This window comes from Enorma burkinafasonensis (assembly GCF_902150035.1).
Lineage (GTDB): Bacteria > Actinomycetota > Coriobacteriia > Coriobacteriales > Coriobacteriaceae > Enorma > Enorma burkinafasonensis.
This window is the reverse complement of the sequence record NZ_LR597507.1, coordinates 86,702-109,771: the sequence shown is the minus strand read 5'-3', so window position 1 is coordinate 109,771 and position 23,070 is coordinate 86,702. Positions and strand designations below refer to the sequence as shown.

The 23,070-nt window shown below is 68.7% G+C and carries 19 protein-coding genes, 2 tRNA genes, 1 other RNA gene and 1 pseudogene; 16 read left to right on the top strand and 7 right to left on the bottom strand.

Annotated elements, in window-relative coordinates; translation table 11 throughout:
* The 6 genes and pseudogenes from FS885_RS05875 to FS885_RS05850 all read left to right on the top strand — a co-directional run.
* Positions 1–183, top strand: a pseudogene (locus FS885_RS05875) (pilus assembly protein); the annotation flags it as partial.
* Positions 155–2,188, top strand: coding sequence for a hypothetical protein (locus tag FS885_RS05870; RefSeq protein WP_144744147.1), 2,034 nt, complete (start codon positions 155–157; stop codon positions 2,186–2,188). The pseudogene FS885_RS05875 and the gene FS885_RS05870, both read left to right, overlap by 29 nt.
* 1 nt (position 2,189) lies before the next feature.
* A complete protein-coding gene (locus FS885_RS05865) occupies positions 2,190–2,681 on the top strand; it encodes a hypothetical protein (protein WP_144744146.1) in 492 nt (163 codons plus the stop codon).
* A 194-nt stretch (positions 2,682–2,875) separates the two neighbouring features.
* Complete coding sequence (locus FS885_RS10085; protein ID WP_246060820.1) at positions 2,876–3,082, top strand: DUF192 domain-containing protein; 207 nt, start codon at positions 2,876–2,878, stop codon at positions 3,080–3,082.
* A 7-nt stretch (positions 3,083–3,089) separates the two neighbouring features.
* Positions 3,090–3,392: a DUF4160 domain-containing protein gene (locus FS885_RS05855; protein WP_222419884.1), complete on the top strand. Its 303-nt coding sequence runs from the start codon at positions 3,090–3,092 to the stop codon at positions 3,390–3,392.
* 9 nt (positions 3,393–3,401) lie between these two features.
* Positions 3,402–3,674 (top strand): DUF2442 domain-containing protein, encoded by a 273-nt coding sequence (locus FS885_RS05850; protein WP_144744143.1) that lies wholly within the window; start codon positions 3,402–3,404, stop codon positions 3,672–3,674.
* Positions 3,675–3,791: 117 nt separating this feature from the next.
* Here the strand turns inward: FS885_RS05850 and FS885_RS05845 are convergent.
* Positions 3,792–3,865 (bottom strand) — tRNA-Gln (locus FS885_RS05845).
* Positions 3,866–3,919: 54 nt separating this feature from the next.
* On the bottom strand, positions 3,920–4,822 hold the full coding sequence (locus tag FS885_RS05840) for a peptidoglycan-binding domain-containing protein (RefSeq protein WP_186365795.1): 903 nt from the start codon (positions 4,820–4,822) through the stop codon (positions 3,920–3,922).
* A gap of 298 nt (positions 4,823–5,120) precedes the next feature.
* Between FS885_RS05840 and FS885_RS05835 the strand changes: the two genes are divergently transcribed.
* The 3 genes from FS885_RS05835 to FS885_RS05825 all read left to right on the top strand — a co-directional run bounded on the left by FS885_RS05835 (position 5,121) and on the right by FS885_RS05825 (position 8,625).
* Positions 5,121–5,885, top strand: coding sequence for a response regulator transcription factor (locus tag FS885_RS05835; protein ID WP_246060818.1), 765 nt, complete (start codon positions 5,121–5,123; stop codon positions 5,883–5,885).
* 80 nt (positions 5,886–5,965) lie between these two features.
* Positions 5,966–7,726: a HAMP domain-containing sensor histidine kinase gene (locus FS885_RS05830; RefSeq protein WP_246060817.1), complete on the top strand. Its 1,761-nt coding sequence runs from the start codon at positions 5,966–5,968 to the stop codon at positions 7,724–7,726.
* Positions 7,727–7,830: 104 nt separating this feature from the next.
* Positions 7,831–8,625, top strand: coding sequence for a TVP38/TMEM64 family protein (locus FS885_RS05825; protein ID WP_246060816.1), 795 nt, complete (start codon positions 7,831–7,833; stop codon positions 8,623–8,625).
* An 83-nt stretch (positions 8,626–8,708) separates the two neighbouring features.
* Here the strand turns inward: FS885_RS05825 and FS885_RS05820 are convergent, their stop codons facing one another.
* Both FS885_RS05820 and galE read right to left on the bottom strand, forming a co-directional pair.
* Positions 8,709–9,728 (bottom strand): polyprenyl synthetase family protein, encoded by a 1,020-nt coding sequence (locus FS885_RS05820; RefSeq protein WP_144744141.1) that lies wholly within the window; start codon positions 9,726–9,728, stop codon positions 8,709–8,711.
* Between the two features lie 115 nt (positions 9,729–9,843).
* On the bottom strand, positions 9,844–10,905 hold the full coding sequence (galE, locus tag FS885_RS05815; RefSeq protein WP_144744140.1) for a UDP-glucose 4-epimerase GalE: 1,062 nt from the start codon (positions 10,903–10,905) through the stop codon (positions 9,844–9,846).
* A gap of 293 nt (positions 10,906–11,198) precedes the next feature.
* Between galE and FS885_RS05810 the strand changes: the two genes are divergently transcribed.
* Complete coding sequence (locus tag FS885_RS05810; RefSeq protein WP_144744139.1) at positions 11,199–12,410, top strand: coiled-coil domain-containing protein; 1,212 nt, start codon at positions 11,199–11,201, stop codon at positions 12,408–12,410.
* A gap of 118 nt (positions 12,411–12,528) precedes the next feature.
* Here FS885_RS05810 and cysE read toward each other — a convergent pair whose 3' ends face one another.
* Positions 12,529–13,230: a serine O-acetyltransferase gene (cysE, locus tag FS885_RS05805; RefSeq protein ID WP_144744138.1), complete on the bottom strand. Its 702-nt coding sequence runs from the start codon at positions 13,228–13,230 to the stop codon at positions 12,529–12,531.
* Between the two features lie 355 nt (positions 13,231–13,585).
* On the opposite strand from cysE, the gene FS885_RS05800 reads away from it, so the two are divergent.
* The gene (locus FS885_RS05800) at positions 13,586–14,632 is read left to right on the top strand and encodes a branched-chain amino acid aminotransferase (protein ID WP_144744137.1); all 1,047 of its coding nucleotides are present in this window, start codon (positions 13,586–13,588) and stop codon (positions 14,630–14,632) included.
* 220 nt (positions 14,633–14,852) lie between these two features.
* On the opposite strand, the gene FS885_RS05795 is transcribed toward FS885_RS05800, so the two are convergent.
* Both FS885_RS05795 and FS885_RS05790 read right to left on the bottom strand, forming a co-directional pair.
* Positions 14,853–15,932 (bottom strand): hypothetical protein, encoded by a 1,080-nt coding sequence (locus FS885_RS05795; RefSeq protein ID WP_144744136.1) that lies wholly within the window; start codon positions 15,930–15,932, stop codon positions 14,853–14,855.
* 295 nt (positions 15,933–16,227) lie between these two features.
* A tRNA-Ser gene (locus FS885_RS05790) sits at positions 16,228–16,317 on the bottom strand.
* Between the two features lie 84 nt (positions 16,318–16,401).
* Between FS885_RS05790 and tadA the strand changes: the two genes are divergently transcribed.
* The 5 genes from tadA (at position 16,402) to FS885_RS05765 (ending at position 23,043) form a co-directional block, all read left to right on the top strand.
* Positions 16,402–18,246: a tRNA adenosine(34) deaminase TadA gene (gene tadA, locus FS885_RS05785; protein ID WP_144744135.1), complete on the top strand. Its 1,845-nt coding sequence runs from the start codon at positions 16,402–16,404 to the stop codon at positions 18,244–18,246.
* Between the two features lie 100 nt (positions 18,247–18,346).
* An RNA gene (ffs, locus tag FS885_RS05780) (signal recognition particle sRNA small type) lies at positions 18,347–18,442 on the top strand.
* Between the two features lie 56 nt (positions 18,443–18,498).
* Entirely contained in the window at positions 18,499–20,271 is a 1,773-nt protein-coding gene (locus FS885_RS05775; RefSeq protein WP_144744134.1) for an ABC transporter ATP-binding protein, read from the top strand.
* Positions 20,268–22,121 carry an ABC transporter ATP-binding protein gene (locus tag FS885_RS05770; protein WP_144744133.1) on the top strand — a complete coding sequence of 618 codons (1,854 nt, stop codon included), beginning with the start codon at positions 20,268–20,270 and terminating at the stop codon, positions 22,119–22,121. Before FS885_RS05775 ends, FS885_RS05770 begins: the two co-directional genes overlap by 4 nt.
* Before the next feature lie 532 nt (positions 22,122–22,653).
* Positions 22,654–23,043: a GntR family transcriptional regulator gene (locus FS885_RS05765; RefSeq protein WP_144744132.1), complete on the top strand. Its 390-nt coding sequence runs from the start codon at positions 22,654–22,656 to the stop codon at positions 23,041–23,043.
* Positions 23,044–23,070: the final 27 nt, after the last annotated feature.

The following is a 23,070-nucleotide window of genomic DNA, read 5'->3' as shown; positions in this document are numbered from 1 at the left end:
GGGCGGGTCGGGGTCTCCGTCTCGGGGGCCGTCCGCCCGCTGCCGGTGCTCGGGGCGTTCGCCGCGGCGCTCGGCTCGACCAACGCGCAGGGCGATGTGGTCATGGAGGTCGAGGTCTCCTACGCGGGGAGGCCCGCCTGGCTGGAGGGTGACTATGGAACGTGGACGAAGGTATGGGACTGACCTGTTTGTCGAGGAGGGCGCCTACACCACGCTCGCCGCCGCGGTGTCCATGCTCGTGGTGCTGTCGCTGCTCTTCGTCATCGCGAGCGGCATTTGGAGCGCCTCGCGCTCGGGGGACGTGCAGGTCGCCGCCGACACGACGGCGCTCGCCGGCGCGAACGTCGTGGCCTCCTACCATACGGCGGCGACGGTGCTCGACGCCGTGGTGCTCAGCATGGGGCTGGCGGGCCTCTGCGTGACCGGCGTGGGGCTCGTGGCGCTGCTGATCCCCGGCGCGAACGCGGCGGCGTCCCAGACCATCGACGTGGGCCTGCGCATGCTCGACGCCCGCAACGACTTCGCGACCTCCGCGTCGCGCGGGCTCGAGCGGCTGGAGCGGGCGCTGCCCTTCCTCGTCGCCGCGAACGCGACGCGGACGTGCTCCGCCCAGAGCTCCGCCTCGCTCACCTATACCGGTACCGCCCTGACGGTCCCCGTGGAGTCCGCGTCCGATTTCCCGGCGCTCGCAGGCGAGCAGATCGCGACCGATGCCTTGGGCGAGCGCGCCGAGGCGCTCGACGAAGCGGCGGACGAGCTTGCCGCGGCGGCCGAGCGCACGGCGGAGGCGAAGGAGGCGGCCTGGCTCGCGGATTGTGGCAGGGACGGGGCGAACATGCGCGAGCGCGCGGGCAGCCTCTCGTCGATATCCCCGGGCCGGAACCCCCATTACGCCTCGAGCATCACCTGGGACCCCAACGTCGCCCTCGACCGCACGCGGGCCTACTACGCGGCGCGCCTATCATCGGAGGCGCCCGAGGGGCCAGGCGTGGAGGCGGCGGCCGACTCCGCCGCGCGCCGCGCGTTCTACCGCTACGCGCTCGACCGCTTCGAGGGGGTGCGCGTGGTGGAGGAGGACGGGCAGGTGACCTCGAACGTCGAGCTGCTGCCGCGCAACACCGCCGAGGTGCGGGGGACGTCGCTCTACACGGAGGCCGTGTGGCCGTCCACCTATGAGGAGGAGGGGCTAACCCTGCACTACGGCTCGGGCTGCCCGGGGGCGACCGGCGCCCGCGGGCCCGCGCTCGCCCTGTCCGCGCTCGAGAACGGGGGCGCCCGCGAATGCTCCACCTGCCGGTTCGGCGTGGGCGACGTGGGCAAAACGCCCGCCGCCTCGACCTCGATCGACAACGGCTTCGAGTACCACCTCCGCGAGTTCACGCTCGCGCTCGACGAGTACGTCGCGGCGCGCAACCGCGAGCTCGAGTTGGAGCGCCGGGCCCGCGAGGCCGCGGAGGGCGCCGGCTCGGCGTTCGACGAGGCGCTCTCCGTGCTCGAGGGCAAGCGGCCCCGCATCGCGCCTCCGGGCAGGGACGGCGTGGTCGCGTTCGTGGTGTCGGGGGAGGCCGCCTCGCCGGACTCCCTGGAGAGCGGGCTCGCGCCCGGCGCCGTCGTCCCCCAGCGCGCGGCGATCTCGGCTGCGGCGCTCGCGCCCGATCCCGCGACCGACGACTCGAATGTGCTCGCGTCGTTCTTCAGCACCTTCGAGGCTCGGGCGGGCGGAGGCGGGGTCGCCGGGCTCGTCGGCGACGTGATGGGCCTCTGGGGGAAGCTCCTCGGGGCATACGGCGACGTCGCCAAGGGGCTCTCGTCGCTTATGGACGACCTGCTCGGCGGGCTCGAGAGCATAGGGCTCGGCCCGGTGGCGCGCTGGATGGGCGATTGCATCGACGGGGCGGTCAGCGCCCTCGACATCGAGCCGGTGGACCTGCGCTCGCTCAAACCGGTGCTCACCGACAGTGCCAACGTGCTCGCGCACGCCGACGTTCCCGCGATCACCGACGTGCAGGAGCTCCTGCGCTCGCTGCCGCTCGGCTCGACGGACCCGGCGGCCCTGATGGAGGCTTTGGGTTACCGCGTGCGCGAGGAGCTCGCCTCGACGACCATCACCCTGGCGGAGATCCCGCTGCCCGGCGGGGGATCGGTCCCGCTGACGGTGCGCGTGCGCGATCTCATGGGAGGTGGCTGATATGGCGGGCATCGGCCGGTGCGGCACCTTTGCGGGCGAGGAGCGCGCCCAGGCCACGGTCGAGATGGCGGTGGTCGCCCCCGTCCTCATCGTGCTCGCGCTTATCGTCTACAATCTCATGCTCTTCCTCTCCGCGACGGCGCGGTTCGACCGGGTGGCACCGGATATCGTGATCGCGCAGGCGGTGTCGCCGCAGACGGGCTCGGCGGACCCTGCGGCCGTCCTCGACGCGAGTGCCGCCGTCGAGACGCAGCTCGCGGCGGCGATGGAGGGCTATGATGTCGAGATCGAGGTCTCCTGCTCCAGCAGCGAGGAGGAGCAGGCATCGATGCTCGCGCTCGTGGGGTCGCTCAGGACCTACCGCTGCACCATGCGCATGCGCCCGTGGCCGAGCGGCCTTGCCATCGCGGGCGTGCGGTTGGGGGCGCCCGCCGCGCTTGTCCACGAGCGGGCCGTGACCATCGACCCCTGGCGACCGGGCGTGGTGGTGTAGCGATGCGGGTGAGCGAAAGGCCGCGTGGGGCCGCCGCTCGGGTGGCCTTCGGGGTGCGGGTGACCGATCCGTGTGGGTTCAGGCGCGCGCTGCGGGCGCTGGGGTGGGAGCCTGCCCGGCTGCTTGTGGCCGAGTCCTTCCTGCAGCGCCTGGTCGGGATGCTCGCTTTGGATCTCTGCGAGGGAGCGAAGCCCGTGGACGCGGGTCCGAGCGCGAGGCTCCCGGTCGTGATGGCCTTCCCGCGCTGTTCGTCGGTCCATACCTGTTTCATGCGCTCGCCGATCGACGTCGCCTTCATCGACCGGGACGGCCGCGTGCTCTCGGTCTGCCAGGGGGTGCCCCCATGGCGCATCCGCTCCTGCCGCGGTGCCGCATCCGTGCTCGAGCGCCTATCGCGCTAATGGGTTCATGTCTCTTCTGGTGTTCATGCCATTAAATCGAGAAAGGGATAAAATGCCGGCAATCAGCATGTTCTTCGGTATCGTCATCACCATGAACTGGGCAGATCACGAGCCGCCGCATTTCCATGCGCGTTATTCGGGGTATAAAGCTAGTTACGTCCTCGATGGCAGGCGTAGCGCAGGCACCATGCCTGTGCGACAGGAGCGTATGATTCTCGCATGGCTGGAGATCCACAGGGACGAGCTCATGGCGAATTGGGAGCTTGCACGTGATAACCAGCAACTGTTCAGAATCGACCCACTGAGTTAGGAGTAGCCCATGACGAGCGTATTCGACATCCCGCTGGTTGATGTTGTCGAGGTCAAGCCGCTCGAGGACTATCGTCTGCTCGTTGCGTTCGAGGATGGGAAGCGGGGGATCTTCGATATGTCCCCGTATCTTGATTGGGAGGTGTTCAAGCCGTTACGGGACCGGTCGCTCTTCCGTGCGGCGAGGATATCCTATGGAACGGTGGCATGGCCCGGCGAGATCGACATCGCGCCCGAGCGCCTCTACACCGACATGGTTCCGCTGGAGGAGCCGCGGTCCTGAGGAAGCCCTTCGCGCACGCCCCTTGAGATAGCGCGAGATCCGATGACGCAGCCCCCTCCCCGCGGGCGAGAAGAGAACAGCCCAGACGCCGCAGGGCATCCGGGCTGCTTGTTCACGTGGCTGGGGCAGAGGGATTCGAACCCCCGTAACCGGCACCAAAAACCGGGGTCCTGCCGCTGGACGATGCCCCACCGCTACCTGCGCTCAGGGGCGCGAACCCCTGCTACGCAGTCCAAACAGTGTACCTAATCGCTCAGCGCATCGCAAACGCCGTCGAGCAGCTGCACGGCGAGCGCCTGCGCGTCGCTCGCGGTGAACGAGCCGTACTGGGTGAGGCCGGTGAGCTCGATGCGCAGCAGCGCCGGGTGCGCCGTCGCGGCGGCGAGGGCCGTGCGGATGCGCTGGCCCACGTTCATGCACTCGGCGAGCACGACGGTGGCGCGGGGCGCGGCGTCCTCGGGCAGCGGGTCGCTCGCGAGCTCGAACACGATGTCCACGTCGTCAGGCGCCTCGCGGTCGCAGAGCTGCATGCCGCTGTTGTCGGTCGTGGCGGTGGCGATGTTCCACATGCGCGAGGCGACGTTGCGGGCGATGGGGTCCGCGCCGATCACCGCGACGCGGTTGCGCTCGAGCACGCTCGCCGCGCGGGCGAACCCGATGTGCACGTCGGACTCGCTCACCGAGGGCTTGCCCTCCCAGATGTGGTGCAGGCGGTTGATGTAGTTGAACGTGTCCTGGAACGCCATGCCGTCGGCGAAGAGCCCCACGTTCTCCTGGAACTGCTGCAGGCCCGCCTCGGTATGGGGGCCGAACTTGCCGTCCGCCTCGCCGCACGAGAAGCCGAGCGCGTTGAGGGCGTGCTGCAGCTCGCGCACGTCGGAGCCATGGAAGTTGGGGATGCGCAGGTAGAGCGTGCGGTCGCCGAGCTTGTAGGACGCGTCGACGAGCCTGCTCCAGCACTCGGTGTCGACATCCTCGCCGGCGTCGATGCCCTGCGAGGCGCGGAAGGAGCGCACCGCCGATGCGGTGGACGCGCCGAAGGAGCGCCCGTCGAGCTCCGCGCTATCGATGGTGTGGCCGAGGTTGACCAGACGGGTCTGCACGTCCTCGACGGCCGGACCCTGCATGCCGATGGTGATGGCCTCCATGCGGCCCCTTTCCCCTCAAAAACGCGCACGCCGCGACGCCGGGGCGTCACCGTGCATGCGCGGCTGTATCAACGGTGGCTATAGTCTAGCAAGTTAGGCGGCCCTGCGTCTCAATCGCCCGTTGCCCCGCCCCGACCGCTCCACAAAATGTGCGTCGTAGACGGATTCTCGACATTTGGCGTTCAAGATAGGGGGCACGGCGGGGAAAGACGGATGCCGGATGCCGCCCGGGCACCTGGCGGTGATTCGGGAATGCTTGGGAAAGGACCGCAAGGCACAAGCCGTGTTGGAGGGAACCGTGGAAGCGAGACGAAGCCTGCTCATCGTCGACGACGAGCCGGATATCCTGCATATGCTCGATGAGTTCTTCACGATGGAGGGATACGCCACGCGGTGCGCAGCGAGCGCCGAGGAGGCGCTCCATATCGTGAACGAGCTCATGGGCCGCGATGGGAGCGGAGAGGTACGCTCCGAAGGGGACGGCTCCGGTGCCCGGGGCGCGTCCATCGACCTCATCCTGCTCGACGTGAACATGCCGGGGATGGACGGGTTCGAGCTCTGCCGGCGCCTGCGCACGTGCCTGAGCTGCCCGATCATATTCCTCACCGCCCGCGTCGAGGACGTCGACCAGCTCGACGGCTTCTCGGCCGGTGCGGACGATTACGTGCTCAAGCCCTTCTCGCTGGAGGTCCTCGGCGGCCGCGTGCGCGCCCATCTCGCGCGCGACGAGCGCCTGCGCGGGGAGCGGCCCCGGAGCGTCCGCGTCTTTCCCGAGGTGACCATCGACTATTCCGAGCGGACGGTCACGGTGCCCGCGACCCAGGCGACGCTCGACCTCACGCGCACCGAGTTCGACATCATCGCCTTCCTCAGCAAGAACCCGGGACGCGTCTACGACCGTGCGCTCCTGTATGAGCAGGTGTGGGGATGGGACGCGACGGGCGACCCGTCAATCGTTCGCGAGCACGTGCGCCGCATCCGCCGCAAGCTCTCGGAAGCTGGCGTGCAGGCCGAGCTCATCGAGACCGTGTGGGGTGTGGGCTACCGATGGGGCGCGCGATGAGGGGCGACGGCAGACGGCTGGCAGGCGGCGGTCCGCTTGGCGAGGCGATCCGCATCGCCGGGAAATGAGAAGGTGGGAGCATGATGCATGCAAGACGTATCAGGGACCGGGTGGCATCATGGCTGCGCAACCCCTCCATCATGCGCGCCTTCTTCTGCTACGCAGCGGTGTGGGCGGTCGCGGCGACGACCGTCGCCGTTTTGGGCATCTCGGCGCTGATGGACCTCCACTACAAGCTCGCCGAGGAGCACCGTGCCGAGCACGTCGAGGTCAACGCCGGGCCCTACATCTATGACGCCGCCACCGACGAGCTCATCCCGGCGACGCCGATCTACCTCGACAACTCGTATGACCAGATCGTTTTCGTCGCGTTCGCCGCCGCGCGCCAAAATTATGCTTCGGGCAGCGTCATGACCGGAGGATGGAGCCATGGTGGGCAGGCGGTCGATGCGACCATGGGGTTGCTGCGCGAGGATCCGGTCTACGAAGTGACGGATTGGGGCGGGAACTATACCGAGCAGGACTACATCGACTCGGACGGCAGCCCTTACGACCCCGACGGCATCATCCCCATCGACAAGCTTCCCACGTACGATGCGCGCGAGCGGGCCGGCCGTGCGCAGACGACGGATGTCCTGAGTGACGACGAGCTCGGTGCGGGCGTGCTGACCTCGAACGTCGCATACTACGTGTTCCTGGAGGAGGGGGCCTATCTCGGGCCGCTCGACTGGGCGCTCCGCCTCGCCGCCGGGGTCGGCGTCCCCATCGTGGCCTACGGCGGCGGCGCCCTCGTGATGTTCCGTCGCTTCTACCGCCGCTACATCTCCGGCCCGCTCGACGAGCTCGCGCGCTCGGCGAAGCGCATCGCCGCCCGTGACCTCGACTTCACGATCGAGCCGGTCCGCGGGCGCGAGCTGGGCAGGCTGAGCGAGGTGCTGGAGCGCATGCGCGCCTCGCTGCTCGACGCTGAGCGCGAGCTATGGCGTACCGCCGAGGAGCGGCGCCGACTCAATGCCGCGTTCGCCCACGACCTGCGCACGCCGATAACCGTGCTCAGGGGGACGGTCGAGATGGCCCGGATGCGCTTGCTGCGGGATGGTGCCGCGGCAGCTGAGATGGGGGATGGGCCGGATGCCGGCGACGCCAAACGGCTTGCTGCCGTGCGTCCGGAGGACCAGGGGCGCGAGCGGGAGCTGCTCGACAAGCTCCTCTCGCAGGTCGACCGCCTGGAGGCCTATGCGGTCTCGATGAGCCGCGTGAGCAAGCTCGAGGACCGTGCTCCCGAGCGGCACCCGTACCGCGCCGACTACGTTGCGGGCCTGCTCGAGGAGTACGTGCGAGCCTATGTGGGCTCATGCGGGCGGGAGGTGAGCCTCGGCTTCCGGATGCTGGGTGCCACCGAGTGCGTGGTCCATATCGACCTGCAGCTGGTGGAGGAGGTCTTGGGCAACGTCCTCTCCAACGCATGCGACCATGCGCGCTCCGAGGTGGACGTGACGTTCGCGGCGCCCCCGATGGACGATGAGCCCCCGGCGCCCCAGGAAGCGTCGGGTGGCGAGGGCGCATGTCCTGACCGGTCGGCATCCGCCGGAGCGGTGCTCTTCACGCTGACGGTCGCCGATGACGGGCCGGGTTTCTCGCCCGAGGCGCTCGCACGCGGGTGCGACCCGTACTTCGGCGAGCGCAGGTCGGCCGAGCACTTCGGGCTGGGCCTGCATATCGCCCGGACGCTCGCGCGACGGCATGGCGGCGACGTCGTGCTCGCGAACCGCGAGGAGGGCGGCGCGCGCATCGCCCTGACGTTCGCCGTGGGCCCAGATCCTTCGGAAAGCCCTGCTTGATTCTTTACCTGATCCTGATAGGCGGCCCGTACCATCGAGGTAGCTTTCGTCTCGCGGCGACGTCCGCGCGGCGGCGGGGTGCAGGCCGGCTATGGGGAGGGGACATGTTGGGAGAGACCGCCATGGGTACGGTTCAGGATTCCTCTCGGGTGCCCTGGGTGCCCGCAGCCCCGCACGGGAAGGCCCCCGCGCGCCGCGGCGCCGGCAGCGCGCGCTGCGCCCTCACGCTCAAGCAGAAGCGCGCGCTCATCGTCGCGGTGACCGCGGCGCTGCTCGCGGCCATCGTCCTCGCTTGCTGGAGCTACCTGCCGGGCGTCTACGCGTGGCTCGCCGACGCGACGCTTTTGCACGCCTACGTGGCCGAGCACGCCATGCTGAGCCGCCTTGCGGTCCTCGGCGTGAACGTGCTCCAGATCGTGCTGGCGTTCCTGCCGGGCGAGCCGGTCGAGCTCGCGAGCGGGTACGCGTTCGGGTTCTGGGAGGGCACGGCGCTCTGCCTCGTCGCGAGCGCGGTGGCGTCGTCTGCCATCTACCTCGCCGTGCGGCGCTTCGGCTGGCGCGTGGTCGGGCTCTTCTTCGACCGGGCGCACCTCGAGCGCTACGCGTGGCTGCGGAACACCCGCCGCCTCGAGCTCATCATGCTCGTCGTCTTTCTCATCCCGGGCACGCCGAAGGACTTCCTCACCTATTTCGCGGGGCTCACGCGCATGCGGTTCACAGCCGTGCTCGCCATCGCCACGCTCGGGCGCATCCCCTCGATCGTCACCTCGACGGTCGCGGCCTCGGCGTTCGGGGCGGGCGACTACACCGTCGCCCTCGCGGCGGTCGCGGTCGCGTGCCTGCTCGCGCTTGCGGGCGGCGTCATGTACCGGCGCTTCGAGGCGCGCGTGAGGGAGTAGGGGGCGCGCGGGGCGCCCGCGGCACCCACGAGGCGCCCTTGCGGCACCCTTTCGGCGCCTGCCCTGCCCGTTCCGAAGCCGCCCTAGCTCAGGCGCTCGATGAAGAAGTCCGCCATGTCGAGGAAGAGCGCGCGGCAGCCCTCGTCGAGCTCCACCGCACCGAGCGTCTCCTTGGCGCGGGCGGTGAGGTCCGCGGCGTAGGAGCGCGCGAACGCGATCGCACCGGTCTCCTCGAAGATCTCGACGGCGCGGTCGAGTGCTGCCGGGTCGTCGGTGCCGGCATCCAGGATGGCCTGGAGCTCGTCGTGGAAGCGCACGTCGGCGAGGGCGTGCACCGCCACGAGCGTGCGCTTGCCCTCGGTGATGTCGGTCCGCCAGTCCTTTGCCCGGTCGCTCCCCACGATGTTGATGAGGTCGTCCTGAATCTGGAAGGCAAGGCCCGTGTCCAGGCCGAACGAGCGGAGCGCCTCGATCTGGGAATCGCTGCCGCCGCCGATGATGGCGCCGCAGGCGAGGGGCACCGCGCCCGAGTAGTGGGCGGTCTTGAGCGTCGCCATGCGCAGGTAGTCCGCGACGGAGATGTCGAAGCGGCCGTCGCGCACCCAGCCCAGGTCGAGCGCCTGGCCCTCGATGGTCCGCTCGGTCATGGCGGTGAGCTCGCGCAGCACGCGCAAGCGCGTCGCGTCGTCGAGCGCGGGGTCGTTCAGCACGGCGTCGGTCACGAGCGTGAGGTCCATGTCGCCGCAGTTGATGGCGAGGCCCGTGCCCTCGGTGAGGTACATGCAGGGCTTGCCGCGCCTGAGCTGGCCGTGGTCGGCGATGTCGTCGTGGATGAGGGCCGCGCTCTGGAAGTGCTCGATGGCCGCCGCGGCGCTCCGGGCGCGCGCGGGGTCGCCGCCGACCGCCTTGCAGGCCGCGAGGCAGATGAGCGGACGGTGGCGCTTCCCGCCGTTCTCGGTGAAGGAGCGCAGCGGCGCATAGAGGTAGCGGTCGAGGTCGTCGCCCGCGGGGCAGCCCGTGCGCGCCGGCTTGAAGAACGAGGCGAGGTAGCCGTCAAGGTCGCCGTGATGGCTCTGCAGGTATTCGGCGAAAGCGTTGGCCATGGAAAGCCGCTCCCTTCATGGTGCGGAAGGTCGGTCCCGGCGGGGCCGCTCGCCCCGCGCGTCCGGGGCAGGGCCGGCCTTCGCCGTCCTGATAGCGAGTGCCGCCCTTGCCGGCCTAGCGCTGGGTGGCGAAGCCGTCGGGGTTCGCCGACTGCCAGCGCCACGAGTCGCGGCACATGTCGTCGAGGTCGAAGCGGGCCTTCCAGCCCATCTCCTGCTCGGCCTTGGTCGCGTCGCACCAGTTGGCGGCGATGTCGCCGTCGCGGCGCGGGCAGATCTTGTAGGGGAGCTCGCGTCCGCAGGCGCGCTCGAAGGCGTGGATCACGTCGAGGACCGACGAGCCGGTGCCGGTGCCCAGGTTGAAGATGCCCACCTCGGAGCGGCCGTTCATCCACTCGAGGGCCGAGACGTGGCCGCAGGCGAGGTCGACCACGTGGATGTAGTCGCGAATACCGGTGCCGTCGGGCGTGGGGTAGTCGTCGCCGAAGACGTTCACGCATGCGCGCTTGCCCACGGCGACCTGCGCCACGTAGGGCACCAGGTTGTTGGGGATGCCCTTGGGGTCCTCGCCGATGAGGCCCGAGGGGTGCGCGCCGATGGGGTTGAAGTAGCGCAGCAGCACGACGTTCCACTCCGGGTCGGAGGTGTGCAGGTCCATCAGGATCTGCTCGATCATCCACTTGGTCCAGCCGTAGGGGTTGGTCGCCGGCTTCTTGGGGTCGCGCTCGGTCACGGGCGGGTTGTCCGGGTCGCCGTAGACCGTCGAGGAGCTCGAGAAGATGATCGACTTGCACCCGTGCGCACGCATGACGTCGCAGAGCGTGAGGGTGCTGCCAATGTTGTTCGCGTAGTACTCGAGCGGCTTGTGGACGCTCTCGCCGACGGCCTTGAATCCGGCGAAGTGGATGACGCGGTCGGGGCGCTCGGCATCGAAGATGCGATCCAGGGCCGCGCGGTCGTTGACGTCGGCCTCGTAAAACGTGAGGTTCGCGGCGGCGTCAGGCCCCACGATCTCGCGGATGCGGTCGAGGGCGACGGGGCTCGAGTTGGAGAGGTCGTCGACCACGGCGACGCGGTAGCCGCGCTCGAGGAGCTCGACGGTGGTGTGCGAGCCGATGAAGCCGGCCCCGCCGGTGACGAGGACGCAGGTATCCTGGGGTGCAAGTGCTTGAGACATGGGTACTCCCTATCGACGCGAAGACGCTGCGTAAAAGTATACCGGCTCGATGCGGCGCGCGGCGCGGCGGCGTGCGATGTCGCGATACGGACACGCGGCGGCAGCGATTTATGTGCCCCTGCCGGATACCGGGTTCCCGTGCGCGGCGCGGTGCGTTTTGCGCTATCCTGTATAGCTGTCAGGGCGACATATACACACAACACTTATTCGGAGCACGTATGTCACACCGCAACGACCAGGCTGCATCGCAGCATACCGATCGAATCCACACCGCATGCGACGGGCCCCTCCCCATGAGGGGGGACGGCGTCATCTGCTCGCGCCGCAGCGCGCTCAAGGCCATGCTCTCCATGGCGGGCGCGGCGGCGCTTCTGGGCAGCCCCGTCTCGGCGTTCGCCGTGGACGAGGAGCCCCAGGCGAGCCAGGAGACCCTCGACGCCCTGAGCGACGCCCAGGCGGAGTACGACGCCGTCAAGGCCCAGCTCGACGAGATCTCGGCCCAGTACCAGGAGCTCAGCCGCCAGCTCGACGAGACGATGGGCCAGATCGAGGACGTCCAGGCCCAGATCGACGAGACCGAGGCCGAGATCGAGACGAAGCAGGCCGAGCTCGAGGAGAAGCAGCAGGCGCTCGCCGAGCGCGTCGCCGAGGACTACAAGGACGGCGGCAGCACCACGCTCGCGCTTCTGCTCTCGTCCGCGACGCTCGACGAGCTCATCTCGAACGCCTACTACCTGGGCAAGATGAACGAGAGCGACCGCCGCGCCATCACCGAGATCCACGACATCCAGGAGGAGCTCGCCCAGCGCAAGGAGGACCTCGAGGCCCAGAAGGCCGAGCTCGAGGCGCTCAAGGAGCAGCAGGCCGAGCAGCTCGCCGAGATGCAGGCCAAGCAGCAGGAGGTCCAGGAGACCCTCTCCGGCCTGGGCAGCGAGGTCCAGGAGCTCATCGCCCAGCGCGACGCCGAGATCGCCGAGGCGATCGCCGAGGCCGAGGCCGAGGAGCAGCGCCGTCGCGAGGAAGAGGAGGCGCGCCGGCGGGCCGAGCAGCAACAGCAGCAGAGCGGCGGCGTGCCCAATCTGCCCGCGGCGGGCAGCGGCCAGGACTACAGCGCGGCGAGCGCCGGGCAGAAGCGCATCGTCGACTCGTGCTACTACACGCCCTGCCCCGGCCCCAACTACTGCGCCAAGTGGGTCTCGTGGGTCTTCAACAACGCCGGCTACGGCCGCGTGTACGGCAACGCGAACGACATGTACAGCTCCTGGTGCACCAGCTCGAGCAAGGACAGCCTGCAGGTGGGCATGATCATCGCGGTCTCCACGCACAGCCATACCATCGCGGGCAGCATCTGGGGGCACGTGGGCATCTACATCGGCGACAACAAGGTCATGCAGAACATCGGCTACATCAACACGCAGGACCTCGACAGCTGGATCCGGTACTACGGCACCACGGTCACCCCGCGCTGGGGCTGGGCGAACGGCATCGACCTCTCGGCCCAGTAGGGTTAAGGCGAATAGGCGATCATGCGGGCGGCTGCCTTCGGGCGGCCGCTCGCCGTATGTGCCGGCTCGCCGGCTGTCGCGGCGCGGCTCGCCTGTGGGCACCGCCCGGCCCGTGGCCTCATCGCTCGGCCAGGTCTCGCACGAGCTCCCTGAGCTCGGCGACCTCCTCCTCGAGTTCGCTGATGCGGCGCTGGTTGCCGATGATGGCGGCGCGGTTCATGCGCGACTGCTCCTCGACCGGGTCGGGCATGCTCTCGCGGTGCTTGCTCGCCTCGAAGGTCTCGGCGACCACGCGGCAGCCGTTGCGGCGGACGATGCGCCCGGGGATGCCCACGACGGTGCAGTCGGCGGGCACGTCCTTCACCACCACCGAGTTGCCGCCCACCTTGACGTTGTCGCCCAAGCGGATGTTGCCGAGCACCTTGGCGCCGGCGCCCACGGTGACGTTGTTGCCGAGCGTGGGGTGGCGCTTGCCGCACTCCTTGCCGGTGCCGCCGAGCGTGACTCCCTGGTAGAGCACGCAGTCGTCGCCCACGATGGTGGTCTCGCCCACGACGACGCCCATGGCGTGGTCGATGAAGAAGCGCCGGCCCAGCTGCGCGGCGGGGTGGATCTCGACGCCGGTGAAGAAGCGGGTGATCTGGCTCAGCACGCGCGCGGGTCCCTTGAGGCCGTGGCTCCAGAGCCAGTGCTCGGGCGTGTGCATCCACTTGGCGTGGAGGCCGGGGTAGGAGAGGAAGATCACGAACCCGCTCTGGGCGGCGGGGTCGTGCGTCTTGACCGTCTGGATGTCCTCGCGGATCGTGGCGATGAAGCTCATGGGCTGCCCCTTGTCGCGGGTGTGGCGGATTCGCGCGCGGCGCCGGCAGCGCCGACGTGCCGCGTGCTCGGTATCGTGCGCTTAAGTATAGCGAATCACTAGGAATAAACGACGGCACACGCAACGAGCACAAGCTGCCCGTGCCCATGGCGGCGCGAGCGGGTGAGTGCGGCGCTGGGTCCGGAGCGCGCGGCGACGCCGGCATGCGGTGCTAGAGGTTCGGTTAAATGTTCCCCTCGCGCTTGAATGCGCGGGAGCACTCCACCGCAGGAGAGTAGAATCAACCCTTGGAACCATGATGCGCGGCACCCGACCCGCCGCGCAGGGAGTTATCGACCAGGAAGGGACGGCTATCATGGCGGTGGAGAAGAAGGATATCGACTGGGGCAGCCTGGGCTTCGCCTATCAGCCCACGGATTACAGCTACGTCTGCAACTACAAGGACGGCGCCTGGGAGGAGGGTGGCCTCACCGAGGACCACGCCCTCACGCTCTCTGAGTGCGCGGGCATCTTCCATTACTGCCAGGAGGTCTTCGAGGGCCTCAAGGCCTACACCACCAAGGACGGCGACATCGTCTGCTTCCGCCCCGACCTCAACGCCTCCCGCATGGCCGACTCCGCCCGCCGCGTGGTCATGCCGCCCTTCCCAGAGGACAAGTTCGTCGAGGCCGTGAAGATGGTCGTCAAGGCCAATGAGGCCTGGGTGCCGCCCTTCGGCTCCGGCGCCACGCTCTACGTGCGCCCGTTCATGGTCGCCACGGGCGAGGTCATCGGCGTGAAGCCCGCTGACGAGTACCAGTTCCGCATCCTCGTGACGCCGGTGGGCCCCTACTACGCGGGCGGCGTCAAGCCGGTCGCGCTCAAGGTCCCCGAGTACGACCGCGCCGCGCCTCACGGCACCGGCGCCATCAAGGCCGGCCTCAACTACGCGATGTCGCTCTACCCGAGCGTCCAGGCGCATGCCGAGGGCTTCGCGGACAACATGTTCCTCGACCCCCAGACTCACACTTACGTGGAGGAGTCCGGCGGCGCGAACTTCCTGTTCGTCGATCGCGAGGGCACGCTCGTCGTGCCGCAGTCGCACACCGACTCGATCCTGCCGTCCATCACGCGCCGCAGCCTCGTGCATGTGGCCGAGAACATGCTCGGCATGAAGGTCGTCGAGCGCCCGGTGCTCTTCTCCGAGGTCCAGGACGGCGCGTTCGTCGAGTGCGGCATGTGCGGCACCGCCGCAGTCATCAGCCCGGTGGGCAAGGTCGTCGCCGGCGATACCGAGACCGTGTTCGGCGAGGGCGGCATGGAGCACGTCGGCCCCGTCATGGCGAAGCTCCGCGAGACGCTCACCGGCATCCAGGCCGGCGAGATCGAGGGCCCCGAGGGCTGGGTCGTCAAGATCTGCTAACGGCCTTCTGTAACGATTCGCCCGGAATGCGGGGTGCGCTTCGTCTGAGGCGCACCCCGTTATTCGTCAAGGTTCTCGGACTTGCTTTGAAAAGCATCGCACGACCATCAAATGCCATGGAATCCAAGGTGATTTTGACGGATATGCGATGCCTGCGGTGAAACATGCTGGCGTCCGACATCGTTGTAGACGCACCTGAACGGAGATTGCGAGCGCAGCCTCATCCGATCTGATCCTGCGGCCACCGCCTTATCGCAAAGAGCCTGAGCCTGTTTTGGGCATCTTGGAATGCGGCCGTGCGATCGACGGTAATCCCGCACGCCGCGGCGAGGGCGTTCAATGCGCGATGCAGCTTTAACTGGCTGGCAAACTGCCCGCGCGTGAGCGTGAACATGGTATACCCCATCATGCTGAGGACGCTGTTGCGCTCTGCATCGTGCGCGCTGCGGAGAGCTTCCTCATGCGCGCGACCGTTGTATTCGACCCCGGTTTTCGCGCGTGGGATGAATAGGTCGATATCGAAATAACGCGAAGCGGTGAAACGGGCGAAGCTCCGGGGGATATCGATGCGTTTGTTCAGCTCGAAGCTTCGGAATCCCAACCCGCCGAGTTTCCGTGGGCATGCGACCATCATGGCCGTGCCGGTTTCCATGGGGGAGCGTGAACCGTCGCGAACGCTCGCCAGGGCGCGTCGTGCGCGTTGCGCTCCTGGGGCGTGCGGATGGGCGTCGATCCACGCGCGCAGTCCCGCTCGCGAGAGAAACGGCTCGTGCTCGATATAGTCGCCGTCTTCTATGACGGTGTATCGTCCGCATAGCTCGTAGCCATATTCGATGAGCTCGAGTTGCGTCATCCAGGTAGCCGCTTGAACAAAGCAAAGCGGCTCGCAGACCATGAGGGCGCCTGGGGCAAGTGGCATAACAAGCTCGGATGAGATCAGGTTCCCGAATACATGCGTGACGACTGCTTTGGAACCGGTTCGATCCGAGGGAAACGAGACGAGAAGATCCAGCGGATCGTTTCCGAACCGGGAGATGCCGAAGCTGGAAGCTGCTTGGCGTAACGCGAGCGCTATAGCTCGAGGACTTGTGCTGACATGGTCCAATCCGAAGTCGGCAAAAAGGGGGTCCAGGTCAACCGGCGTTTCCGCCGGGTCGATGGAGAGGGCCGCGGTAGCACTTCCAGGACGCGCGAGGGGCTCGTGGGCGGATGAGGGCCACATCGCGCGGCGTTCTATAACGGCGCGGGAGTGATAGAGCTGCCAAGCCGTCTTATGAGACAAAACGACGGGGAGGTCCATGGTTCGCCCTCCTTATGCGAGATGTGCTTTAGGTTCTAGCACAGTGCCCGGGGCTTGGAAAGTTCTGGAACGCGGACTCATTCCACGCGCCCTGAAAGCATCGCATGAGCGTCAAAAGCACGGAAAACTAGGTAGAAAATGTCGGACATGCGATGCTTTAAAGAAGAACGGCGACGCGAGATCGACTGAAGATTCAAACAGAGGGGTATAGCGGCTGGAAAAGAGAAGGAGGTCCGCGCCAGAGGGGGAACGAGCCCCCACCCGGCGCCGGATGGGGGCTCGTGAAGGTCGCATCTGGCGGAGAGAGGGGGATTCGAACCCCCGGGACGCTCGCGCGCCCAACGGTTTTCAAGACCGCCGCATTCAACCGCTCTGCCATCTCTCCGTGACTGGTAATGATAGCATCGAACCGAGCCGCGGCGCCACGGGCGCCCGGCTGGATGGAAAACGGACGGAAGGGCGGCCCGGCATGGGCGGGGGTTTCTCTGGCGAAGGCATAGGTGCCGAGGCGCGCGCGCAGGACGAGCGGTTCATGCGCGAGGCCCTCGCGGAGGCGCGGGCAGCGGCAGCCGAGGGAGAGGTCCCGATCGGTGCGGTCGTGGTCTACGGGGGCCAGGTGATCGCCTGCGCGCACAACCGCCGCGAGCTCGACGAGGACCCGTCGGCGCACGCGGAGTTCTCGGCGATGGTCGCCGCCGCGCGCGAACTCGGGCGCTGGCGCCTTTCCGGGTGCACCGTCTACGTGACGCTCGAGCCGTGCCTCATGTGCGCGGGCCTCATGGTGAACGCGCGCATCGACCGCTGCGTCTTCGGTGCCTTCGACCCCAAGGGCGGGGCGGTGGGGTCGCTGTTCGACGTGAGCGACGACCGCCGGCTCAACCACGCGTTCGAGGTCACCGCGGGCGTGCTCGAGGAACCGTGCGCCGAGCTGCTCCGCGTCTTCTTCGCCGAGCGCCGCGCCGGCGGCCGCGCCCTGCACGAGGACGCGGCGCACCCGCGGCCGGGCGATGCGGAGACGGGGCGCCGGGTCGATGGCGATGGGGGGCCGAGTGGTGCGAGCGACCCCGCCGCTTTGGCTGCCGGTACGCTCGGCGGCAGGCCCCGCGTGCTCCTCGCGATCGATTCCTTCAAGGGCGCGGCGACGAGCGCCGAGGCGGAGTCATGGGTGGCGGAGGGCATCCTCCGCGCGTGCCCCGGCGCGCGGGTGGCACGGCTCCCGATGGCCGATGGCGGCGAGGGCACCGTCGACGCGCTCCACCATGCGCTCGGCGGGACGATCGTGCGCCGGCAGGTGACGGGGCCCTTGGGCGAGCCGGTCCGGGCATCGTACCTGCTGGCGGGCGAGGGGCCGGATACCCTCGCGGCGATCGAGATGGCCGAGGCCGCGGGCATCGCGTACTCGCCCTGCACCCATGAGGCGGCACTTGCCGCCTCGACCCGCGGCGTGGGCGAGCTTCTGCTCGACGCCGTGGCGCGCGGGGCGCGGAAGGTGTACTTCGCCATCGGCGGCTCCGCCACCAGCGACGGCGGCGCGGGCTTCCTCCAGGCGCTGGGCGCGCGCCTCGTGGATGGATGCGGTCGTGAGATCGGGCCCGGGCTCGCGGGCCTTCGCGACGTGGCGGGCATCGACCTCGCCGGCGCGCTCGCGGCGCTTTCCGGCTGCGAGCTCACGGTGCTCTCCGATGTGGACAACCCGCTGGTGGGCAAGCGCGGCGCCCTGCGCATGTACGGCCCGCAGAAGGGCCTGCTAGCCGGCATCGACGACGCCGAGGCGACCTCGCTCGCGGAGGACTACGACCGCTGGATGGTCGCCTACGGGCGCGCCCTCGACGAGGCCCGGGAGCGCTCGGGCGTCGCGCAGCAGCCCGGCGGGCCGCTCTTCCGCTCCGTCCTCGGCGTGCCGGGGGCCGGCGCGGCGGGCGGTCTGGGCGCGGCGCTGCTCGCCCTCGGCGCGCGCATGTCCTCGGGCACCGCCACTATGCTCGACATGCTCGGGTTCGACGAGGCGCTCGGCGGAGCTGACCTGCTCGTCACGGGCGAGGGCTTCATGGACGAGCAGACCGCGCACGGCAAGGCCCCCGCCGGCGCCGCCGCACGGGCCAAGGAGCACGGCGTGCCCACCGTCGCGGTGGTGGGAGGGCGCGCCGACGACCTGGGCGGCGCCTATGCCGCGGGGATCGACCTCGTGCTGCCCATCTGCCGGCGCCCCATGTCGCTTAAGCGCGCGCTCACGGCCGAGGAGACGCGCCGGAACCTCGTCTGCGCCGGCGAGGCCGCGATCCGCGCGCTCCTCTGCGGGCGACCGCATCGGTAGGTGCGGCGCCCCCGCCTGCGTGGTCGTGTCATGTGAAGGAACGGTTGCAGCTCGACGCCTGCAGGTCGAGCGGTTATCATAGGTAGCGCGCTCTGCGCGTTCGATGGGTTCGGGTGACGATATGTTCCGAACCTGGTCAGGTCCGGGAGGAAGCAGCCATAAGGAGCCTCTGCCGGGCACCCGGATCCATCGAATGCACGGGGCGCTTTCTCATGAGCCGCGCCGGCTCCAGTCGTGCAATCGGGGATTAGCATGTTCAACCTGCTGAAACGCTATGCGCGCGCCTATAGGGTCAACCTGACCGTGGGCCCGCTCACCAAGCTCATCGAGGTCGTGTTCGACCTCTTCACGCCGCTCGTGGTGGCATGGATGATCGATGCGGGCATCCGCGGGGGCGATGTGGGGACCGTCGTCACGGGCGGCCTCATCCTGCTCGCGATGGCAGCCGTGGGCATCCTGTTCGCGCTCGTCTGCCAGAAGATGGCGTCGCGCGCGTCGCAGGGCATGGGCACCGACATCCGCCGCGACCTCTACCGCCGCATCAACGAGCTCTCGCATGCCGACCTCGACCGCTTCGGCACGCCCTCGCTCGTCACCCGCATCACCAACGACGTCAACCAGGTGCAGCTCGCCATCGCCCTCGGCATCCGCCAGCTCATCCGCTGGCCGCTGCTCGCGGTGGGCTCCATGGTGGCGGCGCTCGCCATCGACCTCAGGCTGGGGCTCATCTTCCTGGTGTCCACGCCGCTCATCGGCGCGGTCTTCTGGGTCGTCATGGCCAAGTGCGTGCCGTTCTACCGCAGTATGCAGGTGAAGCTCGACCGTCTGGCGCTCATCACGCGCGAAGGGCTCTCGGGCGCGCGCGTCGTGCGCGCCTTCACCCGCGAGGAGCACGAGCGCGAGCGCTTCCGCGCGGCGGCGGCCGACCAGGCGGCGACGGCGATCGCCGTGGGCAGGCTGTCGTCGGTGCTCAACCCCGTCACCTTCCTCGTCATGTACAGCGCCGTCGCGCTCATCCTGTGGATGGGCGGCATCGAGGTGCAGGTGGGCGACCTCACGCAGGGCGAGGTCACGGCGTTCGTGAACTACATGACCCAGACCCTGCTCTCGATCGTGTACGTGGCGAACCTCGTCGTGGTATTCACCAAGGCGAGCGCCTCGGCGACACGCATCGGGGAGGTGCTCGCCTGCGAGCCCAGCGTCACCGACGCCGGCAACGAGCCGGTCGAGCTGCCCGCGCCCGGCGCGGACGGTGCCTGCCGGGTGCCCGCGCTCGCCATGCACGGCGTGTCGTTCGCCTACCCCGGGGCCTCGGCGCCCGCTATCGACGGCATCGACCTTGCGCTCATGCCCGGCCAGACGCTCGGCGTCATCGGCGGCACGGGCTCGGGCAAGTCGACGTTCGTCTCGCTCATACCGAGGCTCTACGACGCGGCGGAAGGGACGGTCGAGGTGCTCGGCCACGACGTCCGCGCCTGGCCGCTCAAGCAGCTGCGCCATGTCGTGGGCATGGTGCCGCAGACGGCGTCGCTCATCTCGGGCACGATTCGCTCCAACCTCACCTGGCGCGACGCGGGCGCGACCGACGACGAGCTGTGGCGCGCGCTCGAGACCGCGCAGGCCGCGGAGTTCGTGCGCGCCCTGCCCGAGGGGCTCGACAGCCCGGTCGAGGCCGGCGGCAAGAACTTCTCGGGCGGCCAGCGCCAGCGCCTCACCATCGCCCGCGCGCTCGTGGGCGACCCGCTCCTGCTCATCCTCGACGACTCCGCCTCGGCGCTCGACTTCAAGACCGACGCGGCCCTGAGGCACGCGCTCCACGTGACGCGCAACCGCGCCGCGGAGGAGGGCAAGCTGCCGCCCGCGACCGTGGTGGTCTCGCAGCGCGTCGCGAGCGTGCGCGACGCCGACATCATCATGGTCATGCGCCGCGGCCGCATGGTGGGCCTCGGCACCCATGACGAGCTGCTGCGCGATTGCGACATCTATCGCGAGATCAACGATTCCCAGACGGGGGGTGCCCGATGAATCCCTATACCTCCACCGGATCGGTCTCCACGGTCGCCTCGAGCATCGCGGACGGCGGCTCGAGCCTGGGCGGCGGCGACAACCAGGCGGGCGGCGGGCGCGCCGCGGTGGGTCCTGTCCTCCGCAGGCTCATGGGCTACGTGGGACCCCATGCCGGAACCTTCATCCTGTCGTTCGCCTCGGCGGCGGTCTCGGTGGTGCTCCAGCTCTACGTGCCCATCCTGGTCGGACGCGGCATCGACTGCATCGTGGCGGCCGGGCGCGTGGACTTCGACGCCCTCGCGCCGCTCATCGGCCAGCTCGTGCTCTCGGTCGTGGGCGCCGCGGCGTTCCAGTGGGTCCAGGGCTACTGCGTGAACCGCCTGGCGTACGAGACGGTACGCGACCTGCGCGTCCAGGCGAACGACAAGCTCTTTCGCATGCCGCTCTCCACGATGGACGCGCACGCCCACGGCGACTTCATCAGCCGCGTGGTGAACGACGTCGACCAGGTGGGCGACGGCCTTCTGCAGGGTCTCACGCAGCTGTTCTGCGGCATCGTGACCATCGTCGGCACGCTCGTGTTCATGCTCACGCTCTCGGTGCCCATGGCTATCGTGGTGGTGCTCGTCACGCCGCTGTCGGTGCTCGTGGCGTCGCTCATCGCGAAGTTCTCCAACAAGAGCTTCACGGCGCAGCAGCACATCCAGGGCAGGCTCGGCGGCTACGTCGAGGAGCTCGTGGGCAACCAGAAGCTCGTCGACGCCTTCGCGCACGGCGATGCCGTCCAGGAGGAGTTCGACGCCATCAACGCCGAGCTCTATACCGCCGGCGAGCGCGCTCAGTTCCTGAGCTCGCTGTCGAACCCCGGCACGCGCGCGGTGAACAACGTCATCTACGCCGTGGTCGCGGTGATCGGGTGCATCTGCGCGATCACCGGCTTCCCCGCGCCGCTCACGGTGGGCGAGGTGCAGATCTTTCTGTCCTACGCCAACCAGTACACCAAGCCGTTCAACGAGATCACGAGCGTGATCACGCAGATCCAGACGGCGTTCGCCTCGGCGCGCCGCCTGTTCGAGCTTCTGGACGCCGCGGAGGAGGAGCCTGAGGCCGCGGGCGCCCTCGAGCTCGCGGACGCCGCGGGCGAGGTCGAGCTCGACCACGTCGACTTCTCGTACGTCGCCGACCGCCCGCTGCTGCGCGACATCTGCGTGCACGCCGAGCCGGGGCAGCGCTTCGCGCTCGTGGGCCCCACCGGCTGCGGCAAGACCACCCTCATCAATTTGCTGCTGCGCTTCTACGACGTGGACCGCGGGGCCGTGAGCGTGGACGGGCACGATATCCGCCACGTGACCCGCCGCAGCCTGCGGCATTCCTTCGGCATGGTGCTGCAAGACTCCTGGCTGTTCGAGGGCACGGTGCACGACAACATCGCCTACGGCAAGCCCGACGCCACGCGCGAGGAGGTCATCGCCGCGGCCGAGCGCGCGCACGCCGACTCGTTCATCCGCGCGCTGCCCGATGGCTACGACACCGTCATCCCCGAGGACGGCGGCACCTTCAGTCAGGGCCAGCGCCAGCTGCTCTGCATCGCGCGCGTCATGCTCACCGACCCGGCGATTCTTCTGCTCGACGAGGCGACGTCCTCCATCGACACCCGTACCGAGCTGCAGGTCCAGGCAGCGTTCGACGAGCTGATGTCGGGCCGCACGAGCTTCATCGTGGCGCATCGCCTCTCGACCATCCGCAACGCCGACTGCATCCTCGTGATGCGCGACGGCCGCATCATCGAGCGCGGTGACCACGACGAGCTGCTCGCGCAGGGCGGCGCGTACGCGGAGCTCTACAACTCGCAGTTCGCGCGGGCGTAGGCATCGCCTGTCCAGTTAAGGTTCGCGTGCGGTGACCGGGCATGTCGCGGTGCGATTGAGCGTGTTGCATCTTCGGGGCGCCTTGTGAGGTGCCCCGTTTTTTTCGATTTCGAAGGCACCGTCGCGGCAGCGGAGCGGCGTGCCGTCGCCCGAATCGCCGGTTTCCTCGTTCGAGCATCTTGGCGGTGGGTCATGACCGAGACGGGTGGTAGAGCCTACGGGCATCTCTAAGAAACAGCAGGTAATCGGTTTGTCTTCGTGATGTGTATCCGGACAATTTGCAAGAAAGCACCGCCAAGACGCTCGAATGCTTCGATCGGTGCGTCTTGCGGGAGAAAAGGCGTTTGAAGCGCGATGGACCTGGCGCGTGCAGACCTATAAATAGCAAAAAACTCGTTGCAAACTCGCGCTCTGTGTATATACTGTACATATCGAGTATATACACTATGCTCGGTGGCGGCGCGTTGAGACGTCGGGCGCAGCCGTCTGCCGCTCGGGGGACGCCCCGCGCGGCCCAGGGAAGGGAAAGCACGTGGAGATCATCATCTCGAATTCGAGCGACCGGCCGATCTACGACCAGATCGCGAGCCAGATCAAGGCGGCGATCCTCTCCGGCGAGCTCGCCGAGGGGGAGCAGCTCCCCAGCATCCGCGCCCTCGCGAACAGGCTGCGCGTGAGCGTCATCACCACGAAGCGCGCCTACACCGACCTGGAGGCCGCCGGCTTCATCGAGACGGTCCAGGGCAAAGGGTGCTTCGTGGCCGGTGGGAACGCCGAGCTCCTCCGCGAGGAGCAGCTGCGCGGCATCGAGGAGCTGCTGGGCCGCGCGGTCGATGCTGGCCGTGCCATCGGTCTTGCGGACGACGAGCTCCGGGAGATGTTCGCGCTTTCGCTCGAGGTGGAGGGACGGGACCGCTTCTAGCAGGCCTGCCCGCCCAAGCGTCACGGC